The 19,068-nt window shown below is 41.1% G+C and carries 20 protein-coding genes; 16 read left to right on the top strand and 4 right to left on the bottom strand.

From position 1 onward, the window contains the following. The first annotated feature begins 55 nt into the window (after positions 1 to 55). The 7 genes from WKK05_RS29695 (at position 56) to WKK05_RS29665 (ending at position 8,125) form a co-directional block, all read left to right on the top strand. A complete protein-coding gene (locus WKK05_RS29695; protein ID WP_341526602.1) occupies positions 56 to 1,687 on the top strand; it encodes a DUF655 domain-containing protein in 1,632 nt (543 codons plus the stop codon). A 301-nt stretch (positions 1,688 to 1,988) separates the two neighbouring features. Further along, entirely contained in the window at positions 1,989 to 2,663 is a 675-nt protein-coding gene (locus WKK05_RS29690) for a DUF1345 domain-containing protein (protein WP_341526601.1), read from the top strand. A gap of 245 nt (positions 2,664 to 2,908) precedes the next feature. Beyond that, positions 2,909 to 3,154, top strand: coding sequence for a ChaB family protein (locus tag WKK05_RS29685; protein WP_341526600.1), 246 nt, complete (start codon positions 2,909 to 2,911; stop codon positions 3,152 to 3,154). A gap of 128 nt (positions 3,155 to 3,282) precedes the next feature. Beyond that, positions 3,283 to 3,855, top strand: coding sequence for a GNAT family N-acetyltransferase (locus tag WKK05_RS29680; protein ID WP_341526599.1), 573 nt, complete (start codon positions 3,283 to 3,285; stop codon positions 3,853 to 3,855). Between the two features lie 48 nt (positions 3,856 to 3,903). Then, positions 3,904 to 5,097, top strand: a complete 1,194-nt coding sequence (locus WKK05_RS29675; RefSeq protein WP_341526598.1) for an NAD(P)/FAD-dependent oxidoreductase — start codon at positions 3,904 to 3,906, stop codon at positions 5,095 to 5,097. Positions 5,098 to 5,175: 78 nt separating this feature from the next. After that, positions 5,176 to 5,829 carry an HAD family hydrolase gene (locus WKK05_RS29670; protein ID WP_341526597.1) on the top strand — a complete coding sequence of 218 codons (654 nt, stop codon included), beginning with the start codon at positions 5,176 to 5,178 and terminating at the stop codon, positions 5,827 to 5,829. A gap of 4 nt (positions 5,830 to 5,833) precedes the next feature. Further along, positions 5,834 to 8,125, top strand: coding sequence for a PhoD-like phosphatase (locus WKK05_RS29665; protein WP_341526596.1), 2,292 nt, complete (start codon positions 5,834 to 5,836; stop codon positions 8,123 to 8,125). 115 nt (positions 8,126 to 8,240) lie between these two features. Here WKK05_RS29665 and WKK05_RS29660 read toward each other — a convergent pair whose 3' ends face one another. Continuing rightward, positions 8,241 to 9,623, bottom strand: coding sequence for an aminopeptidase P family protein (locus WKK05_RS29660; RefSeq protein ID WP_341526595.1), 1,383 nt, complete (start codon positions 9,621 to 9,623; stop codon positions 8,241 to 8,243). Positions 9,624 to 9,664: 41 nt separating this feature from the next. Then, entirely contained in the window at positions 9,665 to 9,919 is a 255-nt protein-coding gene (locus WKK05_RS29655; RefSeq protein ID WP_341526594.1) for a hypothetical protein, read from the bottom strand. A gap of 156 nt (positions 9,920 to 10,075) precedes the next feature. Between WKK05_RS29655 and WKK05_RS29650 the strand changes: the two genes are divergently transcribed. After that, complete coding sequence (locus tag WKK05_RS29650) at positions 10,076 to 10,876, top strand: PhzF family phenazine biosynthesis protein (RefSeq protein WP_341526593.1); 801 nt, start codon at positions 10,076 to 10,078, stop codon at positions 10,874 to 10,876. Between the two features lie 199 nt (positions 10,877 to 11,075). Here WKK05_RS29650 and WKK05_RS29645 read toward each other — a convergent pair whose 3' ends face one another. Continuing rightward, positions 11,076 to 11,540: a DUF29 domain-containing protein gene (locus WKK05_RS29645; RefSeq protein WP_341526592.1), complete on the bottom strand. Its 465-nt coding sequence runs from the start codon at positions 11,538 to 11,540 to the stop codon at positions 11,076 to 11,078. A gap of 140 nt (positions 11,541 to 11,680) precedes the next feature. On the opposite strand from WKK05_RS29645, the gene WKK05_RS29640 reads away from it, so the two are divergent. Then, positions 11,681 to 12,118, top strand: coding sequence for a DUF4332 domain-containing protein (locus tag WKK05_RS29640; RefSeq protein ID WP_341526591.1), 438 nt, complete (start codon positions 11,681 to 11,683; stop codon positions 12,116 to 12,118). A 59-nt stretch (positions 12,119 to 12,177) separates the two neighbouring features. On the opposite strand, the gene WKK05_RS29635 is transcribed toward WKK05_RS29640, so the two are convergent. After that, positions 12,178 to 12,792 carry a TetR/AcrR family transcriptional regulator gene (locus WKK05_RS29635; RefSeq protein WP_341526590.1) on the bottom strand — a complete coding sequence of 205 codons (615 nt, stop codon included), beginning with the start codon at positions 12,790 to 12,792 and terminating at the stop codon, positions 12,178 to 12,180. A 286-nt stretch (positions 12,793 to 13,078) separates the two neighbouring features. Here WKK05_RS29635 and WKK05_RS29630 point away from each other — a divergent pair, with 286 nt between their 5' ends. The 7 genes from WKK05_RS29630 (at position 13,079) to WKK05_RS29600 (ending at position 18,957) form a co-directional block, all read left to right on the top strand. Further along, positions 13,079 to 14,620, top strand: a complete 1,542-nt coding sequence (locus WKK05_RS29630) for a pitrilysin family protein (RefSeq protein ID WP_341531225.1) — start codon at positions 13,079 to 13,081, stop codon at positions 14,618 to 14,620. Positions 14,621 to 14,665: 45 nt separating this feature from the next. After that, a complete protein-coding gene (locus tag WKK05_RS29625) occupies positions 14,666 to 16,183 on the top strand; it encodes a pitrilysin family protein (RefSeq protein WP_341526589.1) in 1,518 nt (505 codons plus the stop codon). 281 nt (positions 16,184 to 16,464) lie between these two features. Beyond that, the gene (locus tag WKK05_RS29620) at positions 16,465 to 16,740 is read left to right on the top strand and encodes a hypothetical protein (protein ID WP_341526588.1); all 276 of its coding nucleotides are present in this window, start codon (positions 16,465 to 16,467) and stop codon (positions 16,738 to 16,740) included. A 515-nt stretch (positions 16,741 to 17,255) separates the two neighbouring features. Then, entirely contained in the window at positions 17,256 to 17,462 is a 207-nt protein-coding gene (locus WKK05_RS29615; RefSeq protein WP_341526587.1) for a hypothetical protein, read from the top strand. Positions 17,463 to 17,941: 479 nt separating this feature from the next. Continuing rightward, a complete protein-coding gene (locus tag WKK05_RS29610; RefSeq protein WP_341526586.1) occupies positions 17,942 to 18,187 on the top strand; it encodes a hypothetical protein in 246 nt (81 codons plus the stop codon). Positions 18,188 to 18,343: 156 nt separating this feature from the next. Beyond that, positions 18,344 to 18,580 (top strand): hypothetical protein, encoded by a 237-nt coding sequence (locus WKK05_RS29605; RefSeq protein WP_341526585.1) that lies wholly within the window; start codon positions 18,344 to 18,346, stop codon positions 18,578 to 18,580. A 140-nt stretch (positions 18,581 to 18,720) separates the two neighbouring features. Beyond that, entirely contained in the window at positions 18,721 to 18,957 is a 237-nt protein-coding gene (locus WKK05_RS29600; RefSeq protein WP_341526582.1) for a hypothetical protein, read from the top strand. Positions 18,958 to 19,068 lie beyond the last annotated feature (111 nt).

Genomic DNA, 19,068 nt, shown 5'->3' with positions numbered 1-19,068 from the left:
TTTTTTTTGGGAACCATAAGTGTGTTTACTCCCAATTCACTTTTAGCAGATTACCGTGCAACTTTTTCCTAAACAAAGGTATTTCGTTTATATCTTTTTACTTATATTTACTCTTGCAGGTTGTCAACGTGTTCAGCCTCATAACAAACGTCCAGCACCTTTGCCACAAGATCCTTTAGTGCAAGTTTATTTTAACCATTCCGAGTCTTCAGAATACAAAGAACCTTACCGCCTACAAACGCGCGTTGGAGATGATTTAGAAAAACAAATTGTTGATGCCATTTCTCAAGCTAAATCTACAGTAGATGTGGCGGTACAAGAATTACGTTTACCCAAAGTTGCCCAAGCACTCGTTGATAAACAAAAAGCTGGGGTAAAAGTCAGAATAATTTTAGAAAACACTTATAGCCGACCTTGGAGTAGTTTCACAACTGATGAAGTGAGTAAGTTAGATAAAAGGGAACGAGAACGCTACAACGAGTTTCGCCAATTTATCGACATTAACAAAGATAACAAACTTACTCCAGAGGAAATCAATCAAAGAGATGCTTTGGTAATTGTTCAAAATGCTAAAATCCCCTGGCTTGATGATCGAGCAGATGGTTCAGTAGGCAGTAGCTTGATGCATCACAAGTTTCTCATTGTAGACAATCGTATTGTAATTATCACTTCAGCCAATTTTACATTAAGTGATACTCATGGCGATTTCACTAATCCTAACAGTTTGGGTAATGCTAATAATTTGTTAAAAATTGACAGTCCAGAGTTAGCATCTTTATTTACAGAAGAGTTTAATATCATGTGGGGCGATGGCCCAGGAGGTAAACCAGATAGTAGATTTGGATTGAAAAAGCCGATACGTATACCTCAACAAATCACTTTAGGTAAAACTAAAATTACTCTTCAGTTCTCACCTAATTCTCCAACCCAACCTTGGATTAACAGTAGTAATGGTTTAATTGGCAAAAATTTAGATTCAGCAACTAAATCTATTAATATGGCGTTATTTGTCTTTTCTGAGCAACGTCTTGCGAATCTTTTAGAAAAGCGCCATCAGCAAGGTATAGAAATTCGGACTTTGATTGAGCCACAATTTGCCTATCGTCCTTACAGCGAAGCATTAGATATGATGGGCGTTGCTCTCAGTAACAAATGTAAATATGAAGTAGATAATCATCCTTGGCAAAATCCAATTACTACCGTAGGCGTACCTATATTACCCAAAGGTGATCTATTACATCATAAATTTGGTGTTATTGATAATCAGATAGTCATTACAGGCTCACACAACTGGTCAACAGCTGCTAATAATGGCAACGACGAGACACTTGTAGTGATTGAAAATTCCACTGTTGCGGCTCATTATCTACGTGAATTTTCTCGTCTTTATGCTCAAGCTAAACCAGGTTTACCACTAGCAATTCAAGAAAAAATCAAATCAGAACAAAAACGGTGTCCCCAGATTAAAAATTCTTCATCAAGCGAAATTTCAGCAATTAAACAAGTCAATCTCAACACTGCAACTCTAGAAGAACTAGAAACTCTTCCTGGTGTTGGGAAGAAATTAGCTCAAAGAATACTCATTGCTCGTCAGCAGCAGAAAATTACATCTTTACAAGACTTGGATAGAGTACCAGGAGTAAGCGCTAAGATGTTAGAAAAATGGCGAGATAATGTAACGTATTAGTATTTTTTAAGTTTAGTTAGTGAATATAAATAGTTAAAGTAAAGAAAATTGGATCTTCGTAGTTTAGGTTTCAGCACTAAAATGCGAACTAAAAACTTTATTTTATTTGTTTTTACCTAATATGAAATATGGAGAAAAATTAGTCATTTTACTGTTTGTCTTGGCTCAGTACTCAGGAATAATTTATAATATTATTTCCCCCCATTGTATACTTTAGCAAATGACAACTCTGCGCTATTTGTATTATTAGCTTAGAGTGTATACTGCTAATCATGCTTTATAGTTAAAATGAGTTACTAAAGTGCCTATTAAACTTAACTTGTTTAAAAACTTTGACCCTCGCCCACGAGTAATAATTGCTGCTGGTTTTGCTGCATTAGTCTTAGCAATACTTCCTAATTGGCTGCTTTTATCCACTCGAATTCTTTGCGCTTGGAATGCTGGTGCTGACTTTTTTTTAGCCATAACTTGGTGGAAGATGATCACCTCTACTCCAGAGAAAACCCGTCGTTATGCTGAAACTGAATATGAAGGTCGTTTAGCTATATTTATGCTGATAATTGCAGCAGCTTGTGCAAGTGTGTTAGCCATTGGGTTTTTACTCACTGATAAAAAAGCGCTATCAACAGTTCTACTGAGCTTACACCTAGCGCTTTCGATTATGACGATTATAGGTTCTTGGTTACTTGTGCATACGATGTTTGCATTGCAATATGCACACAATTATTATCAACATATTAATCGTGGTAATCCTGACGAAATAGCTAAGGGTTTAGATTTTCCCAATAACGACCATCCAGACTATTGGGAATTTTTATACTATTCTTTTGTAATCGGCATGACTAGCCAAGTTTCTGATGTAGAGACGACATCGCACGATATGAGACGCTTAACTCTATTACATGGCATATTATCTTTCTTTTTTAATACAACAATTTTAGCTATGAGCATTAATATTATTGCATCATTGATTTAAAAGTTGTCTTACTCTGCCAAAAGGATTATGACTTATGAAAAAACTCTCTAAAACTCTTACTCTTCGAACCCTTCTAATGCGTTACTTACGCTTCGCTTCCTTCTCTATAGGAGTATGCAGTTACTTTTTTGAGTATTCTCTATAAGTCCTGAGTATGATAATTTTGAGTCTATACTTAGAGAAAGAGGAAGTTGGACTGCAAATTTTTTAGCATAAACTCAACTTGAAATGATCGGAGTAGGTTTATGCCATATAACAAAGTAGATGAACTGCCTCAAGAACTACAGCAACAACTCCCCCAAGAAGCACAACAGATTTTTATCGCAGCATTTAATGCCGCTCAAAAAGATGGTTTGAGTGAAGAAGGCGCTCGTGATATTGCTTGGAATAGCGTTAAAAACCAATATGCAGAAGGCCAAGATGGCAAATGGTACATTAAAGCAGACGATAGTAACCAGCATAATAAAGCTGTCACATCAGGCGGTAATTAATTCCATTTTCTCTAAATTATAGACTATAGGCGGTTTGTGATTTATACACAAACCGCTTTTTGCTTATGATTAAAGTGTAATTTATAAAAAGTGATTAATAACTATAAAATTCCAGACTAAAGCTAGATATGCTAGTTGAAAATGCTGAAATTGCTATTCGTCTCATGCAAGATGAGATATACGACTATGAGTTGATGGCAAAATGGCTAACTGATGAGGAAGTACTAGAATTTTACGAAGGAAGAAATAATCCTTTTTCTTTAGAAAGAATTATAGCAACATACAAACCTCTAATTACAGAAGATGACCCTGTTGTTCCTTGTCTCTTCTACTATCAAAGTGTTCCCATTGGTTACCTACAGTATTATGCGCTAAATGACTTATCAGAAACCGACAGACAAATGTATTATTTAGATAAAACAGAAAATGTCTATGGAATTGACTTATTTATAGGTGAAACAAAGTATTGGAATCAGGGAATTGGGACAAAAGTGCTAAAAGCAATTGTAAAGTATCTTTTTGAAGTATCACAAGCTGATAAGATTGTCATCGACCCCCACGTTAGCAATACTCGCGCTATCCGCTGCTATGAAAAATGTGGTTTTGTAAAAATAAAGCTATTAACTGCACATGAACTGCATGAAGAGGAATACTCAGATTGTTGGCTCATGGCAATAGACCGAAAGAAATCATTACACTGAAGTTAGTTGCCCTACTGGGATTAACCGTCCTAATATATATCGATATCGATGACTCAACAAACTTCTAGAATTTGTATCCTTGGTGGAGGCTTTGGTGGTCTCTACACTGCGCTGCGCTTAAGCCAGTTACCTTGGGAATCTACACAAAAACCCGAAATTGTTTTAGTAGATCAAAGCGATCGCTTTCTATTTTCTCCCTTATTATACGAATTACTCACAGGCGAACTGCAAACCTGGGAAATTGCTCCCCCATTTGAAGAACTTTTACAAGGCACAGGTGTGCGTTTTTATCAAGCAGTTGTCTCTGGAATTGACATCGACCAAAAACGGATACATTTACAGGATGGCCCAGAAATCCCCTACGACCGATTAGTTTTGGCGCTGGGTGGAGAAACACCTCTAGATGTGGTTCCTGGTGCGACATCCTATGCCCACCCCTTCCGCACTATATCTGACGCCTATCGCTTAGAAGAACGCCTGCGAATCTTGGAAGAATCAGATGCAGAGAAAATTCGCGTGGCAATTGTTGGGGCTGGCTACAGTGGTGTGGAATTAGCCTGTAAATTAGCAGACAGACTAGGCGAAAGAGGACGGCTGCGGATAATTGAAATTGCTGACCAAATATTACGAACTTCACCAGAGTTTAACCGGGAAGCAGCCAGGAAAGCTTTAGAAGCCCGTGGGGTATTTATTGATTTAGAAACCAAAGTCGAATTAATCAACCAAGATAGCATCTCCCTAGAGTACAAAAATCAAGTAGACACAATTCCCGTAGAGTTGGTAATTTGGACTGTCGGAACGCGAGTTGCTCCCGTAGTCAAATCCCTTCCTCTGAAGCAAAACCAGCGTGGTCAAATTACCACTCAACCTACCCTGCAAGTCCTTGACCATCCAGAAATATTTGCTTTGGGAGACTTAGTAGATTCTCATGATGCTGAAGGACAACAAGTTCCTGCCACTGCACAAGCAGCTTTCCAACAATCTGATTATACCGCTTGGAATATTTGGGCTTCTCTTACTAATCGCCCCTTACTTCCCTTCCGTTATCAACAGTTAGGAGAAATGATGGCATTGGGGATAGATAACGCCACCCTCACCGGTTTAGGAATCAAACTAGAAGGCCCTCTGGCATACATCGCTCGTCGTGTTGCCTACTTATATAGGTTGCCAACTTTAGACCATCAGCTCAAAGTTGGATTTAACTGGTTAGTCCGTCCTATTATAGAAACGCTTTCTCAGTAGCAGATGGTGCGCCTTACTCACTGAAGCTCTCTAACAAGCCAAAATCTAAAATTCAACATTCAAAAGCTTAAAAGTTTGATGGAACAACCGAAAGTTATTTTTTTAGATGCTGTGGGGACACTCTTCGGAGTTAAAGGTAGTGTGGGCGAAGTTTATAGTCAGATAGCCCAGGAATTTGGCGTGAAAGTTTCAGCCGAGACATTGAACACAACATTTATCCAAAGCTTTAAAGCAGCGCCACCGCCGATATTTCCAGACGCAGAAACCCAAGATATTCCCCAGCGCGAGTTTGATTGGTGGCGGATAATTGCCTTGAACACCTTTGAAGGTGCAGGTGTCCTCAAAGAATTTTCTGACTTTTCAGCTTTTTTTAGTGAACTCTACATCCACTTTGGGACTGCGGAACCTTGGTTTATTTATCCTGATGTTTTAGCAGCTTTGGTTAACTGGCGACGCTTGGGAATTGAGCTTGGGATATTATCCAATTTCGATTCCCGGATTTACTCAGTGTTGCAAAGTTTGGGACTCAGAGAATATTTTAAATCAATCACTATTTCTACCCAAGCGCGTGCAGCTAAACCTGATCCCCAAATTTTTGCCATTGCCTTAAAGAAACATAACTGTCCACCAGAAGCAGCATGGCACATTGGCGACAGCATCATAGAAGACTACCACGGAGCGAAAGCAGCCGGATTAAGAGGTGTCTGGATTGACCGTGGGCAGAAGTCTTAATTCAATGAATTATCAATCTGGGGATGAGTTTCTACAGAACCTGCCGCTGATTTTGGCAGGCCCAATTTTACAACGTATAGAACCTGAATCGGTTACAGTCTGGGTCGCACTCAAACAGCCTAGCAAAGTAGAACTTAAGGTTTACGACACAAGAAATGACGGTACGCTGTTAGGAAATTGTCTATTGGTGGGTAGACGCTCTACCGTAGCGCTAGGAAAATCACTTCATATTGTAGCGGTAACGGCTCGTACAGGTACACATCGCCTCAGTAGCGATCGCATATATGCCTACGATCTCCAATTCACTGACCAGACTGCACAAACTCAGCAACCATTGCAACAAGCTTTGTGTTCAAGCCGCTTTCCCCATGTCAACATCAGCTATTTTGACCATCAAAAACCAACATTTGTCTTACCACCAACCCGTCTTGAAGATTTACGAATTGTACATGGTTCCTGTCGCAAACCCCACGGCAACGGATTCGATGCACTGCCTATCCTAGACTGTTTAATCGAGAAAACTGCGAATCAGCCTCGTCAACGTCCCCATCAACTATTTCTCACGGGCGACCAGATTTATGGAGATGATGTTGCTGACCCCTTATTATGGGCGTCAAGTCGGCTGGGTGATGCGCTATTGGGCTGGGAAGAACACCTCCCAGTTACTCAGAATCAGGCTACAGATGTTAGTTATTACACACCAAATCAGTTACCTCCCGGTCATCGCGTAGAGATTGCGACTTACCAAGCGGGCTTTACTGCCGGATTACACAGTAAATCTGCCAAAGTTGCCAGTCATCTACTCAGCCTTGGCGAGTATTACGTATCTTATCTATTAGTTTGGTCACCAGTATGCTGGCCGACTACTTTCTCTATGGGGCGGGGGATAATGGATACTCGCAAAGCCCGGCGGCAATGGGATTTAGAAGTTCGAGATATGCGAGAGTTTATTCACACCCTCTGGAAAGTGCGCCGCGCTTTGGCGAATATTCCGATGTACAGCATCTTTGATGATCATGATGTTAGCGATGATTGGAACCTCAACCAAGCTTGGTGTTTAAGAGTACTGGGAAAACCTTTAGGGCAGAGAACCGTTCAAAATGCACTATTAGCCTATGCAGTTTTTCAAGGATGGGGGAATACACCTGAGCAATTTGCAGAGGGTGAATCTGGTGAAAAATTATTGGCGGCGGCTCAGGACTGGTCTGCTTCACGAGGGACGGATACGGTAGCTTATAATGCGATCGCTCGCTATCTAGGAATGCCACCTACTAACCCACACACTGGCCTACCTGAATTTGATCTAGATGATTCAGTGTTGATGCTCAATCGACATCCTGATGCACTTACTTGGCATTATACAGTTAGGAGTTCTTGCCATGAAGTGATTGTTTTAGATACACGCACGTGGCGGGGTTATCCTGCGGATCAGAAACCGACTGCGCCACCAATGTTACTATGTCAGCAAGCCTTTGAGCGTCAACTTTCTCAGCCTCTACAACAAGCACCCCAGATTCAAGCCACATTTGTAATTGCACCAACAAATTTATTTGGGCTGCAAGTAATTGATTGGATTCATCATTGGCAATTGCGACGCGACAAAGTTTTTTCTACAGACGTTGGTGATTCTTGGAATATTCATACTGAAGCATTGGCACGATTTCTAATTACTTTGTTTGAGCAACGCCAACAAGTCATTGTTCTATCTGGAGATATCCACTACAGTTCTGTTGTGCGGATGTCTTATGCAAACTCTGAGACTAAATCTGTCTTAGTGCAATTAACTGCTAGTGCATTGAAAAATGAAGAGACTATTACTCGCCTTATCCATACACGTCTTAAAGACTGGCTTTTACGCGAAAAGCTACGGCGTTGGGTAGGATGGTCTAATCTACCCGATATGGTAGAAATAACAGCCAAACAAACTCACCGCGCCCGCACCCACCTGTTGCAAATGAAACCTGAGTGGAATTGTCTGCTGGAGTGGATTCCTCGACAAAGGAATCAAACTGCCGACTTTGGACGCAATTTGTCGTGGCTAATGACTAGAAAAAATTCTCAGTGTAAATGGTTACAGCGTTTAATGTTTTGGCAATCCTCCTGGTTTCAAGAGGGACGAGAAGTGGTTGGATTAAATAATTTAGCCTTAGTTCATTTGGAGTTAGCTGATACCGATAGTACTTACAGAGTTATTCAAGATTTGTACTGGTTTTCTTCGTGGTATCCGACTCAAATTGTTTATAGCCGCTTTGAAACCGAACTTATGCCTAATCCTATTTTAGATTTTAGATTGTGAAAGATTGAGCAGCCTTGAATTAACGCTCTGCGTTACTTTGCGTAAACCTACCGTTCGCGCAGCGTCTCCGATAGGAGAAGTTTGCTCAACGTTTGTCGCAATCATGAATAGAAACTTAGCCGTTGACTAGATTTTCTACACTATCGGCATCATTAGGTAATGCAGCTGTTAAAACTTCGCTCCCTATTTGTGTAACCAAAACATCATCTTCAATGCGGATTCCACGTACATCTGCAAATTGAGATAAGCGCTCCCAATTCACAACATTCTGATATCTAGAGCGCACTTGAGCATCATTTAAAATCGCTGGCACTTGATAAAAACCAGGTTCAATTGTTACTAACATTCCTGGACGCAAGGGACGATTTAAACGCAAGTAACTTAAGCCAAAGCGATCGCTTCTTTTACGCCCCTCCTCATACCCCGCTAAATCGCCTAAATCCTCCAGATCATGAACATCCAAACCGAGTAGATGACCAATACCGTGAGGAAAAAATAGCGCGTGAGCGTCAATCTCTACTAATTCTTGAGGACTTCCTTGTAAAATCCCTAAATCCACTAAACCTTCAGCTATAACTGTGGCAGCCAAGAGATGGATATCTTCATACTCAACACCAGGATGTATCTTAGCAATGCAAGCATCGTGAGCTGCTAGCACTACATTATAAATATCTCTTTGGGTAGATGAAAACTTGCCGGAAACTGGCCAAGTACGAGTAACATCAGCTGCCCATCCCATATTAGTTTCACCACCGACATCGGCAAGTAATAAATCTCCAGGTTTGGGCTGGTGATGATACTGCTCGTTATGCAAAACTTCGCCATGAACCGTAACAATACTGTTGTACGAAGTGGTCATATTATGAGCGATGAAAACACTTTCCATCGCTGCACGCACTTCTGCTTCTAGTTTTGCTTGCGGTGTTGCTGCCATACCCGCTTTGTGGGCTTCTACAGTCATAGCCGCCGCTTTGCGTAACTCAACTAATGCCCCATCATCGTGGGTGAGGCGTAAGGAAGCGATCGCTTTAGCTAACTCTAAGTCAATTCCTTCAGGAGCTTTTAGCGGTAAAACCCATCTATTTAACAACTGTGATTGCTGTGTCCAAGTAGCAGCATCTTGGGCGGCAAGTGTGGCTGCACCTTCTAGCCAGGATTCTAATTCTGCCAATGGTCTAGCAATATCTGCCCCAATCTGTTCGGCGATTTCTTCACGCTTGGGCAATTCTCCATGCCAAAGGGCGCTGCTGGGATGAGGATCATCCATGAATAGTTCAAGCTTACCCGCCTCTAAGCGAATTGCCGCGTTTGGCAGTGGTAGCCCAGCAAAATAAAGAAAATGACTGTTAGCGCGGAACGGCAAGAGATTTGCTGGAAAGTTGCGTGGACTACTGCTACCTGACCAGAGAACTGCGGGAAAATCAATCAGGTTAGCTAGGCGTTGCCGTCGGTGACGTAGCGTATTAGCGAGAGAATTAGCGGTGTCTTGGATAAGCATAAATGGAGACTTGAAGAAAATAATTATACTTGCGCTTTCATTTAGTCTTTATCGTCTTTATCGTTATCGTCTTTATCATTGCCACTATTATGATCTTTGTCATCATCATGATCATTCTGTTTCGTTTGATTAGGCTGTTGCTTAGGTTGTACGGCTGGCAGTTGCTCAGTGGGAGCCGATGGCTGCGGAACTTCAACAACGCAGCCGACTAATCCTGTAGAAATGAGTGCTAAGTGGACAGTGGTAAAAACGCTTTTAACAATAGAAATGATCAAGTTTCCCTTTTGATTTAACATTTCCCCTAGCTGTTAGAGATAATATTACTAATCTATAGGATTCCTATTGGATTTTTGACTACTGTAAATATTTGCTCTTGGGTGTATAAATCGTTGATACGCTCATGATTAAGTATACAAAGCTGCAAACTTCTGTATTCACTTTTTGGCTGACAGATGGGACAAATCATTATTCAAGTCGATGCTTTCACTAATACACGCTTTGCAGGTAATCCTGCTGCTGTCTGTGTTTTGCCCACTCCTCAAGACGATCGCTGGATGCAGAAAGTGGCGCAGGAGATGAATTTATCTGAGACAGCTTTTCTAGTCAGACAAGACGACGGCTTTAATCTGCGTTGGTTTACACCAGAAGTGGAAGTACCACTTTGTGGTCATGCAACCTTAGCCAGCGCCCATGTACTTTGGTCAGAAGCGCATTTATTACCTGATGAAGTTGCGCGTTTTTATACCAAAAGTGGACTACTTGTTGCCAAACGACAAGGGCAGTGGATTGAGCTAGATTTTCCTGTAAATCGCTCACAAGAAGTTGTTGCGCCTCCAGAACTGGGCGAAGCTTTGGGTGTACCGTACAAAGCGGTGTTTCAGAATTCTTTGGGCTATTTGGTGAAAGTGGAATCTGAAGAATTGGTACGGCAAATACAGCCCAATTTTCAGCAGTTAAAAAATTTACCTGTTTCTAAGGTAATTGTTACTAGCGTGACTGACTCTGATTCCAAATACGATTTTGTTTCTCGCTTCTTTGCACCAGGAGTAGGTATTAATGAAGACCCAGTAACTGGGTCTGCTCATTGCTGCCTTGCTCCCTATTGGCGCGATCGCTTAGGCAAAGACGAATTTTTAGCTTATCAGGCATCCAATCGCGGCGGTGTGGTGAAAGTTCGCTACAAGGGAGGCGATCGCGTCTTTCTCGCTGGACAAGCAGTCACAGTCCTGCGGGGAGAATTAATTACTGCTTAAAGCCATCATTTATACAGCAGCTTGTACGTAGTAAAATACGGAATCTAGCTCACAAAACCAAATATCAAGCCACAGACGCGTAGACGCTCTGCTTCGGCTTCTCGCAGAGTATAATCGCGTCTCTACTCCTAACTCTTGTACAGACGCGTAGTCGCTCTGCTTCGGCTTCTCGTAAGAGTATAATCGCGTCTCTCACATACTACAAAGCGATCGCATCCGGTAAAAACTCAGTATCAAGAACTTGGGCAATAGTATAAGGACATTCCCCAGGAAATGTATCGATTGGTAGTTCCGTTTCATTACTAGCAGCTTTTAATCCCCGACGATAGCACTCCGCTAAAACTTCTTCTGGATAGGATTTAAGCCTGGGACTCTCTTGCAGCAAATCTGCAATCCGATTGCGTTGTTCATCAATCGTGTTTCGCCAGGAGCCACGCCGCAAATTAGACTGATATTGCCATTTGAGCAAATGCTGTAATAATACCTCCAAACGACTTTTTAACTCCCGCCGATCTGACCTTCCCAAGCTTTCAATCTCCTCAATCACGGCATCCCAGTCTACCTGTCCAAATTGTCCAGCACGAATAAGTTGCACAGTTTGTTCTGTCCAAGCCACAAAGTCTGTTTCATACAACTGAGCTGAGATTTTCGGAATCGGGTTCATACTAGTTCGTAATTAAGATACAAAGAGAAAGACTTGATTTAAGCGGTTTCTACTAGCATTACCTTTTCTTCCATTGTTTCACAATCCAAAATTTGGATAAGTCACAATATTTAAAGGAGTCTATAATTTTAGTTTTACAAATGCCTACTAAACACACAAATACTAAAAGTCTTATGCCATCTAGTGATTGGCCGATTGAGCAATTACCTGGGTTAAGCCAGGAAGAACAATCACAATTACAAAATTGTGGAATTAACACTACAGCAGCGCTAGTCAAGCAAGGGAAAACTCTAGAGGCAAGGGTAGCATTAGCGAATAAATTACAGATTCATCTTCAATATGTAAATAAGTGGCTAGCTTTAGCTGATTTAGCGCGTATTCCTAGCGTCGGAACCCAATATTGTGGTTTATTGCTACACGCGGGGATTGGTTCTGTAGCCCAGTTGGCTCAAACTCCTACTCACAGATTGCACAAACAAATTTTGCGCTTACAGGTAGCAACAATGCAACGGCGAGATTTGTGTCCAGCAATTGAGCTAGTACAACAGTGGAGTCAACAAGCACAAGCTATTAAGTGAATGGGCATTGGGCAAAAGTCAGTAGTTTTCTCTTCCTACTCCCCTACTCCCCCACTCCCTTACTCCTTAGCCAATACACCATTGAGGAAAATATCAGCTAATCCTTCAGCCATTTGCTGCATTTGTTCGGGAGAAGCATCAGGTTCCATGAGAGTATTGTTAGAAAAACCTGCGATCGCAAACATTCCTAAGAAAACTTTGGCGACTAGGTTGGCATTCATTTGCCGATAAATGCCTCTATCCATCGCAGTTTGAAAGAATGCTTCGGCGACATCAGTCATTTTGGTAATGACTTCTAATTGAATGCGATCGCGCAAATCGGGGTGAAACTGCACCTCCATGAAGCAAACCCGCATCAGGTCGGCATTTTTTTTAAAATTCCACATCCGGCGGCGCATTACCTGAGCTACAGCTTTATAGCTGCCCATTTCACTCAATTCTGTGAGCAAATCTGTTAAAATCTCCACCCAGCCACTTGTGGCTACTTCCACCAAAATCGCCTTTTTATTGGGAAAATGACGAAATAGGGTTCCTTCCGCTACACCAGCGGCTTGTGCTAAGTCACGGGTAGTAGTGCCATCAAACCCCTGGGAGGCAAACAATCGTTGTGCTGCCTGTAAAATCTTAGTGCGCGTCTGTGCCTCTGAGGGCGGGGAAGAATTAAAAACTCGCATAACAGTTATGGTGAAATCTCCGGAACACGACTTGTAGCATTATTGTCTAACGTCAGGTACAAAAATTCCAGAAAGCTTAATACAAGATTAACGCCTTGTTTGGTAAGTATCCTGTTTTTTAGGTAGTGTAACTTTACTTTAATTTTTGCTTATGAACCAGCCCATTTCAATTTTGGATTTTAGGTTGCACCAAAGGTGCGCTGGAAGCGCAATTTGGATTTTGGATTGGTTGAAGAAAGTATCTGTCTCATTGCGTCGGCTAATTGTCACCTTGTTAGCCTTGACAATGTTCTGGTGCGGATTACTGCCAGAAGTGGCTCTGGCTCAAACTCAGACAGCGCCTCCTCCCCAAAAACCACTGCAAAGAGTTACAACTCAAACCCCACCAGTTGAAAGTTCGATCCAGCCTTACCTGGATCGAGTAACTAAGCAATTGACAGAATTCCGTCTTGATAATGGACTAAAATTCATTGTCTTGGAACGACATCAAGCGCCAGTAGTTTCTTTTCTTACCTACGCCGACGTCGGTGGTGTAGATGAGCCAGATAGGAAAACTGGTGTAGCTCACTTTTTAGAGCATTTGGCGTTTAAAGGTACAACACGCATTGGTACAAAAGATTACCAAGCAGAGAAACCGCTATTAGAGCGCTTAGAGCAATTGGACAGCCAAATTAAAACAGCGAAAGCTGATGGCAAAAAAGATGAAGTTGCTAGGTTGCAAGCTGAATTTAAGCAAGTTGAATTACAAGCAGCCAAGCTAGTCAAGCAAAATGAGATGGGGCAAATAGTAGAACAAGCAGGAGGCGTGGGTTTAAATGCCAATACTTCTACTGAAGCCACTCGCTATTTTTATAGCTTTCCTGCTAATAAGTTGGAACTATGGATGTCGCTGGAATCAGACCGATTTCTCAATCCGGTGTTTCGCGAATTTTATAAAGAAAAAGATGTGATTTTGGAGGAACGACGCTTGCGGGTGGAAAATTCACCCATTGGACTGATGATAGAGAAATTTATCGATGCTGCTTACAAAGTTCATCCTTACAGACGTCCAGTTATCGGTTATGACGAAGATATCCGTAACCTCACAATAGAAGATGTACAGAAGTTTTTTAACACGCACTATGTGCCAAGCAATTTAACTATCGCCATTGTTGGAGATGTTAATCCAGCCGAAGTGAAAAAACTGGCGCAAGTTTACTTTGGACGTTATCAGGCAAAACCCAAAGCAGTTGAGCAAATTCCGGTGGAACCGCCACAGAAACAGACGCAGGAAGTTTCTTTAGAGTTACCTTCTCAGCCTTGGTATTTAGAAGGCTATCACCGTCCGGCAGTTACCCATCCAGATAATGCAGTTTATGAAATTATCGCCAGTTTATTAAGTGATGGACGTACATCACGGCTGTATAAGTCTTTAATAGAACAGCAACGCTTGGCGTTAAATGCACAGGGGATCAGCGGATTTCCGGGTGATAAGTATCCTAATCTGATGCTGTTCTATGCTCTGACAGCTCCTGGTCACACAGTTGATGAGGTGGCAGTGGCTTTACGCAAGGAAGTAGAATCTTTGAAAACTCAGCCTGTTTCGGAGATTGAGTTGCAACGTGTGAAAACCCAAGCAAGGGCGGATTTGTTACGAACGCTCAATTCCAATATGGGGATGGCGCAGCAGTTATTGGAATATGAAGTGAAAACAGGCTCTTGGAAGAATTTGTTTAAGCAGTTGGATGAAATTATTGCGGTGACTCCTGCTGATATTCAACGCGTGGCAAAGGCGACGTTTACGCCGGAGAATCGCACGATTGGCAAGCTGTTGTCGAAAAAAGCGTAAGAGAAACAAACCGCAAAGGGCGCAAAGAGCGCTAAGGAAGAGAGTATGCAGAGGTACAAGGTGAAGGGTAAAAGGCGGATGGTGTGGAAAATTCAAAATAGTAAAAGGTTTTTGTATGCGTTAGTTGTTGCTTTTGCTTTTTTACTCGTGACTTTTAACTTTTCTCTGGCGGCGACGGCGGAGGCAAAGAATTACACAGAGTTACAGTTTGCACCGCTACCTGAAATTAAGTTACCCAAGTATGAGCGGTTTGTTCTCCAAAATGGCTTGGTAGTCTATTTAATGGAGAATCACGAGCTACCTTTGGTGAATGGTTTGGCGTTGGTTCGCACAGGAAGTCGTTTTGAACCATCAGAAAAAGTCGGATTGGCTGGTTTTACTGGTGCGGTGATGCGGACTGGTGGAACTAAGAAGCATTCGCCTGATGAGCTAAATGATTTATTGGAACAACGAGCGGCTGCTGTGGAAACCAGCATTAGTGAAGCTGCTGGTAATGCTAGCTTTCAGGCACTCAGCGAAGATTTAGAAACTGTGTTTGGGCTGTTTGCTGAGGTGATACAAGAGCCAGTGTTTGCTCAAGAAAAGTTAGATTTGGCCAAGACACAAGCCCGAGGTGGTATTGCTCGTCGCAATGACGATCCTGATGAAATTGCTAGTCGGGAATTTCGCAAATTGATTTATGGCAAAGATAGTCCTTATGCCCGCACGATAGAGTATGCAACAGTCGATCGCATTTCTCGCGAAGATTTAGTGCAGTTCTATCAGCAGTATTTCCACCCGAATAATATGATTTTGGGGATTGTGGGAGATTTTGATAGTAAGAAAATGCGATCGCTTATTCAAGCCAATTTTGGCGAGTGGAAGCGCAATCCTACAATCACTAAACCCAAGTTGTCTGATGTGTCGCCAGCGAACACAGGCGGAGTCTTTTTTGTAAATCAACCGCAGCTAACTCAGAGTAATATTCTCATCGGGCATTTAGGCGGACAGTTCAACAATCCTGACTATCCAGCGTTGGATGTATTGAATGGGGTGTTAAATGGCTTTGGCGGACGCTTATTTAATGAAGTGCGATCGCGTCAAGGTATAGCTTACTCAGTATACGGCTCGTGGAGTCCCCGCTTCGACTACCCTGGAATGTTCATTGCTGGGGGACAAACGCGATCGGATGCTACAGTACAGTTTGTCAAAGCTTTGCAGGTTGAAATCAAGCGCCTTCAAGCTCAAAAAGTTACAGCACCAGAATTAGCTTTTGCTAAAGATTCTACACTCAACTCTTTTGTGTTCAACTTTCAAGACCCTAGCCAAACTTTATCTAGGTTAATGCGATACGAATATTACGGCTATCCAGCTGATTTTCTATTCCGTTATCAAAAAGCTGTAGCAGCAACCACCGCAGCCGATGTACAGCGGGTAGCAAAGCAATACCTGAAGCCAGAAAATATTGTAACTCTAGTGGTAGGGAATCAAACGGCCATTCAGCCACCCTTGACACAGCTAGCAGCACAGGTGACGCCGATAGATGTGACAATTCCTGCTTCACAGCCACAAGCGAAGAATTAATCAAAGTGGCTTGTTCATAACAAACAGCAGTCAAACAATAAGTAGAGACGCGATTAATCGCGTCTTTATTCATATGAATGACAAGCAAGACAATAAAACTGCCAATACAATGAAATCTTCTTTTAAAAGACTAAATTACCCTCATTATGTCTTTTAAATTAGCCGACAAATATTGAATTTCTGAAATTAAATCACACAATAGTAGATAGAGATTTTGGATGGAAAGTTCAATCTAATCCAAGAGCACTTTACTTTATATCACCGTATTTCAGGAGTTAAAAATGGCAAAAATAATAATCTCTAATTTATATACTAGTAGTGAGGAAAATCTGCTCACCGACCTAGAATCTTGGGAGCTGAAGTCTGTGGAAGGTGGTTACAGAATAAGAACAACAACACCAAATTCATCAAATACAGCTGTTAACACAAGTACCATCAGAGATACTGTATCAAGTACCCTAGACCAAGTAGATAGCCTTTTAGGTGACTTAAGGATACAGATAGATCAAGCAATGTCTAACTTGCAAAATCAAGTAGCTCAACAAACAACGAGTTAAGAGTAATTAATTTTGTATTTATTATCGTGTATTCTTAGTCTAATTGACTTGAGAGTACACGATTTTTTTATAAACATAGGCAATTAAATAATATTTATACAAGCTATACGATAAATATATAAATTTTGTAGAGAGATAGCACTACTACTTTTTTACTAATACACTTTCACTTTCACAAATTATCTAATACATATAGCTAAAGGCGTACAGCTAACTGTACGCCCCTATAGCAAATTCATATATTTCAAAGATTTTTGGAAATAGTATAACTATTTATAGTATACGAAAAGTAAAAAAGCACAAAATTAGTAAATAGTAATAGTATTCAATTTTAATAATGATAAAAATACACTGGTAGGGGCATGGCAATGCTCATTGGTGTCAACTTAACGCGAAATGGGCGGTTATAAACCGCGTCTACACAAACTTGTGTTGAGCGGAGTCGAAATACAAAACCCACCTCCGTGGGTTTTAAACCGAATGGCACGCTTGTTAAGCCTAAAAGTAGGCAGTGTATGGATTGCAGAGGGACTCTTGAGGTAGGCAAGGGGAGCAGGGGGAGAAGAGAAGCAGGGGGAGAAAGGGAAGAATTGGAAGCTCTTGAGGAAATGGAAGCAGAATTAAAAAATGGTGGCAATATTTCCTCCAATTCTCCCCCTGCCTCCCCTGCAACGCCAGCTTATCCGAACCGTATTGAACCCGAAGGGACTTGGTTTGTATAGCCGCGAATTCCATTCGCCAGGGCTTAAGTTGACACGTATAGGCAATGCTATGTTCCTACGAGAAATCTATATGTATCAGGATTTTAGTAAATTGGTATAACTGGTACTTGGCAAGTATAAAACAGTTATAGAAATAATATTTTACTTATTAAAATAGAGGTAAATAAAACCCTGACTATTAAATAAACTGGGGCGATCGCTATTCACAAATAATTTATATTCATATAATTCGTAAGTATTTCAGGCAATAAAAACTTAAATACTGGTTTATAGATTGCAGTTACGCAAGTAAAGATTTCTGTCCAGTTATAAACTATTAAATTTAAATTCTATCTTGATTTTATAAAGACAGAAGTCATTAGTTTTTGTCTTTTTAGGCAAGTAAAAAACCTTGACTTCTTCACTTTGTATGAATAAAAATTGCATTAGCAGTTGAGCGAACTCAGCTTAATTGCTCGCAAATTTTTTAGGAGTAAATCATGGCAACAATCACTCTTTCTGAACTGCGTGCTGCTGGCTCTGAACTGTTCCAAGATTCCGAAAGTTTTCTGAATGAACTCAGCGATGTAGATTCTATCTCCGGACAAGGTGACTACGTTAGCAACTTGTCAGGATTGACAAAGCTAGCTGAAGCTTGGGTTTATACATATGGGATTGATCATATTGGCTATATTGCTAAGTCATTCAGCAGCCATGGCAACTACGGTTACGGTTACGGTTACTAATAGCTTAGTAGTTCACTATTAAGCTAGATAGCCTTTCAGAAATTCAACATCGAAAGAAATCTCTTTGTTCAACATTAGATTTCTTGATTGTTAATCTTTGAAAGCTAGATTAACTAATTTCCAGCTTACTTGAAACAAATCTTTTAGGAGTAAATCATGGCAACAATCACTCTTTCTGAACTACACGCTGCTGGTTCTGAATTATTCCAAGATTCTGAAAGTTTTCTGAATGAACTCAGCGATGTAGATTTTGTTATCTCTGGTGGCGGTAGCAGCGTCAGCGACTTATCAGGACTGACAAAGCTAGCTGAAGCTTGGGTTTATACATATGGTATTGATCACATTGGCTATATAGCTAAGTCATTCAGCAGCCATGGCAACTACGGTTACTAAGAGCTTAGTAGTTAACTACTAAGCTCGATAGCTCTTCAGGAATTCAATATTAGCAGAAATCTCTTTGATGATTAAGAATTCCTGAGAGTTAAATTAACCAATTTACAACTTCCTTGCAATAAATCTTTTAGGAGTAAATCATGGCAACAATCACTCTTTCTGAACTACACGCTGCTGGTTCTGAATTATTTCAAGATTCTGAAAGTTTTCTGAATGAACTCAGCGATGTAGATTTTATCTCTGGTGGTGGTTCTAGCAGCGTCAGCGACTTATCAGGACTGACAAAGCTAGCTGAAGCTTGGGTTTATACATATGGTATTGAACACATTGCTTATATCGCTAAGTCATTCAGCAGTCATGGCGACTACGGTTATTAATAGCTTAGTAGCTAACTACTAAGCTAGATGGCTCTTCAGGAATTCAATATTAGCAGAAATCTCTTTGATGATTAAGAATTCCTGAGAGTTAAATTAACCAATTTACAACTT

The organism is Nostoc sp. UHCC 0302 (genome assembly GCF_038096175.1).
Taxonomy (GTDB): Bacteria; Cyanobacteriota; Cyanobacteriia; order Cyanobacteriales; family Nostocaceae; genus UHCC-0302.
The sequence above is the reverse complement of the archived record's forward strand: the minus strand, read 5'-3'. Positions and strand labels throughout refer to the sequence as shown.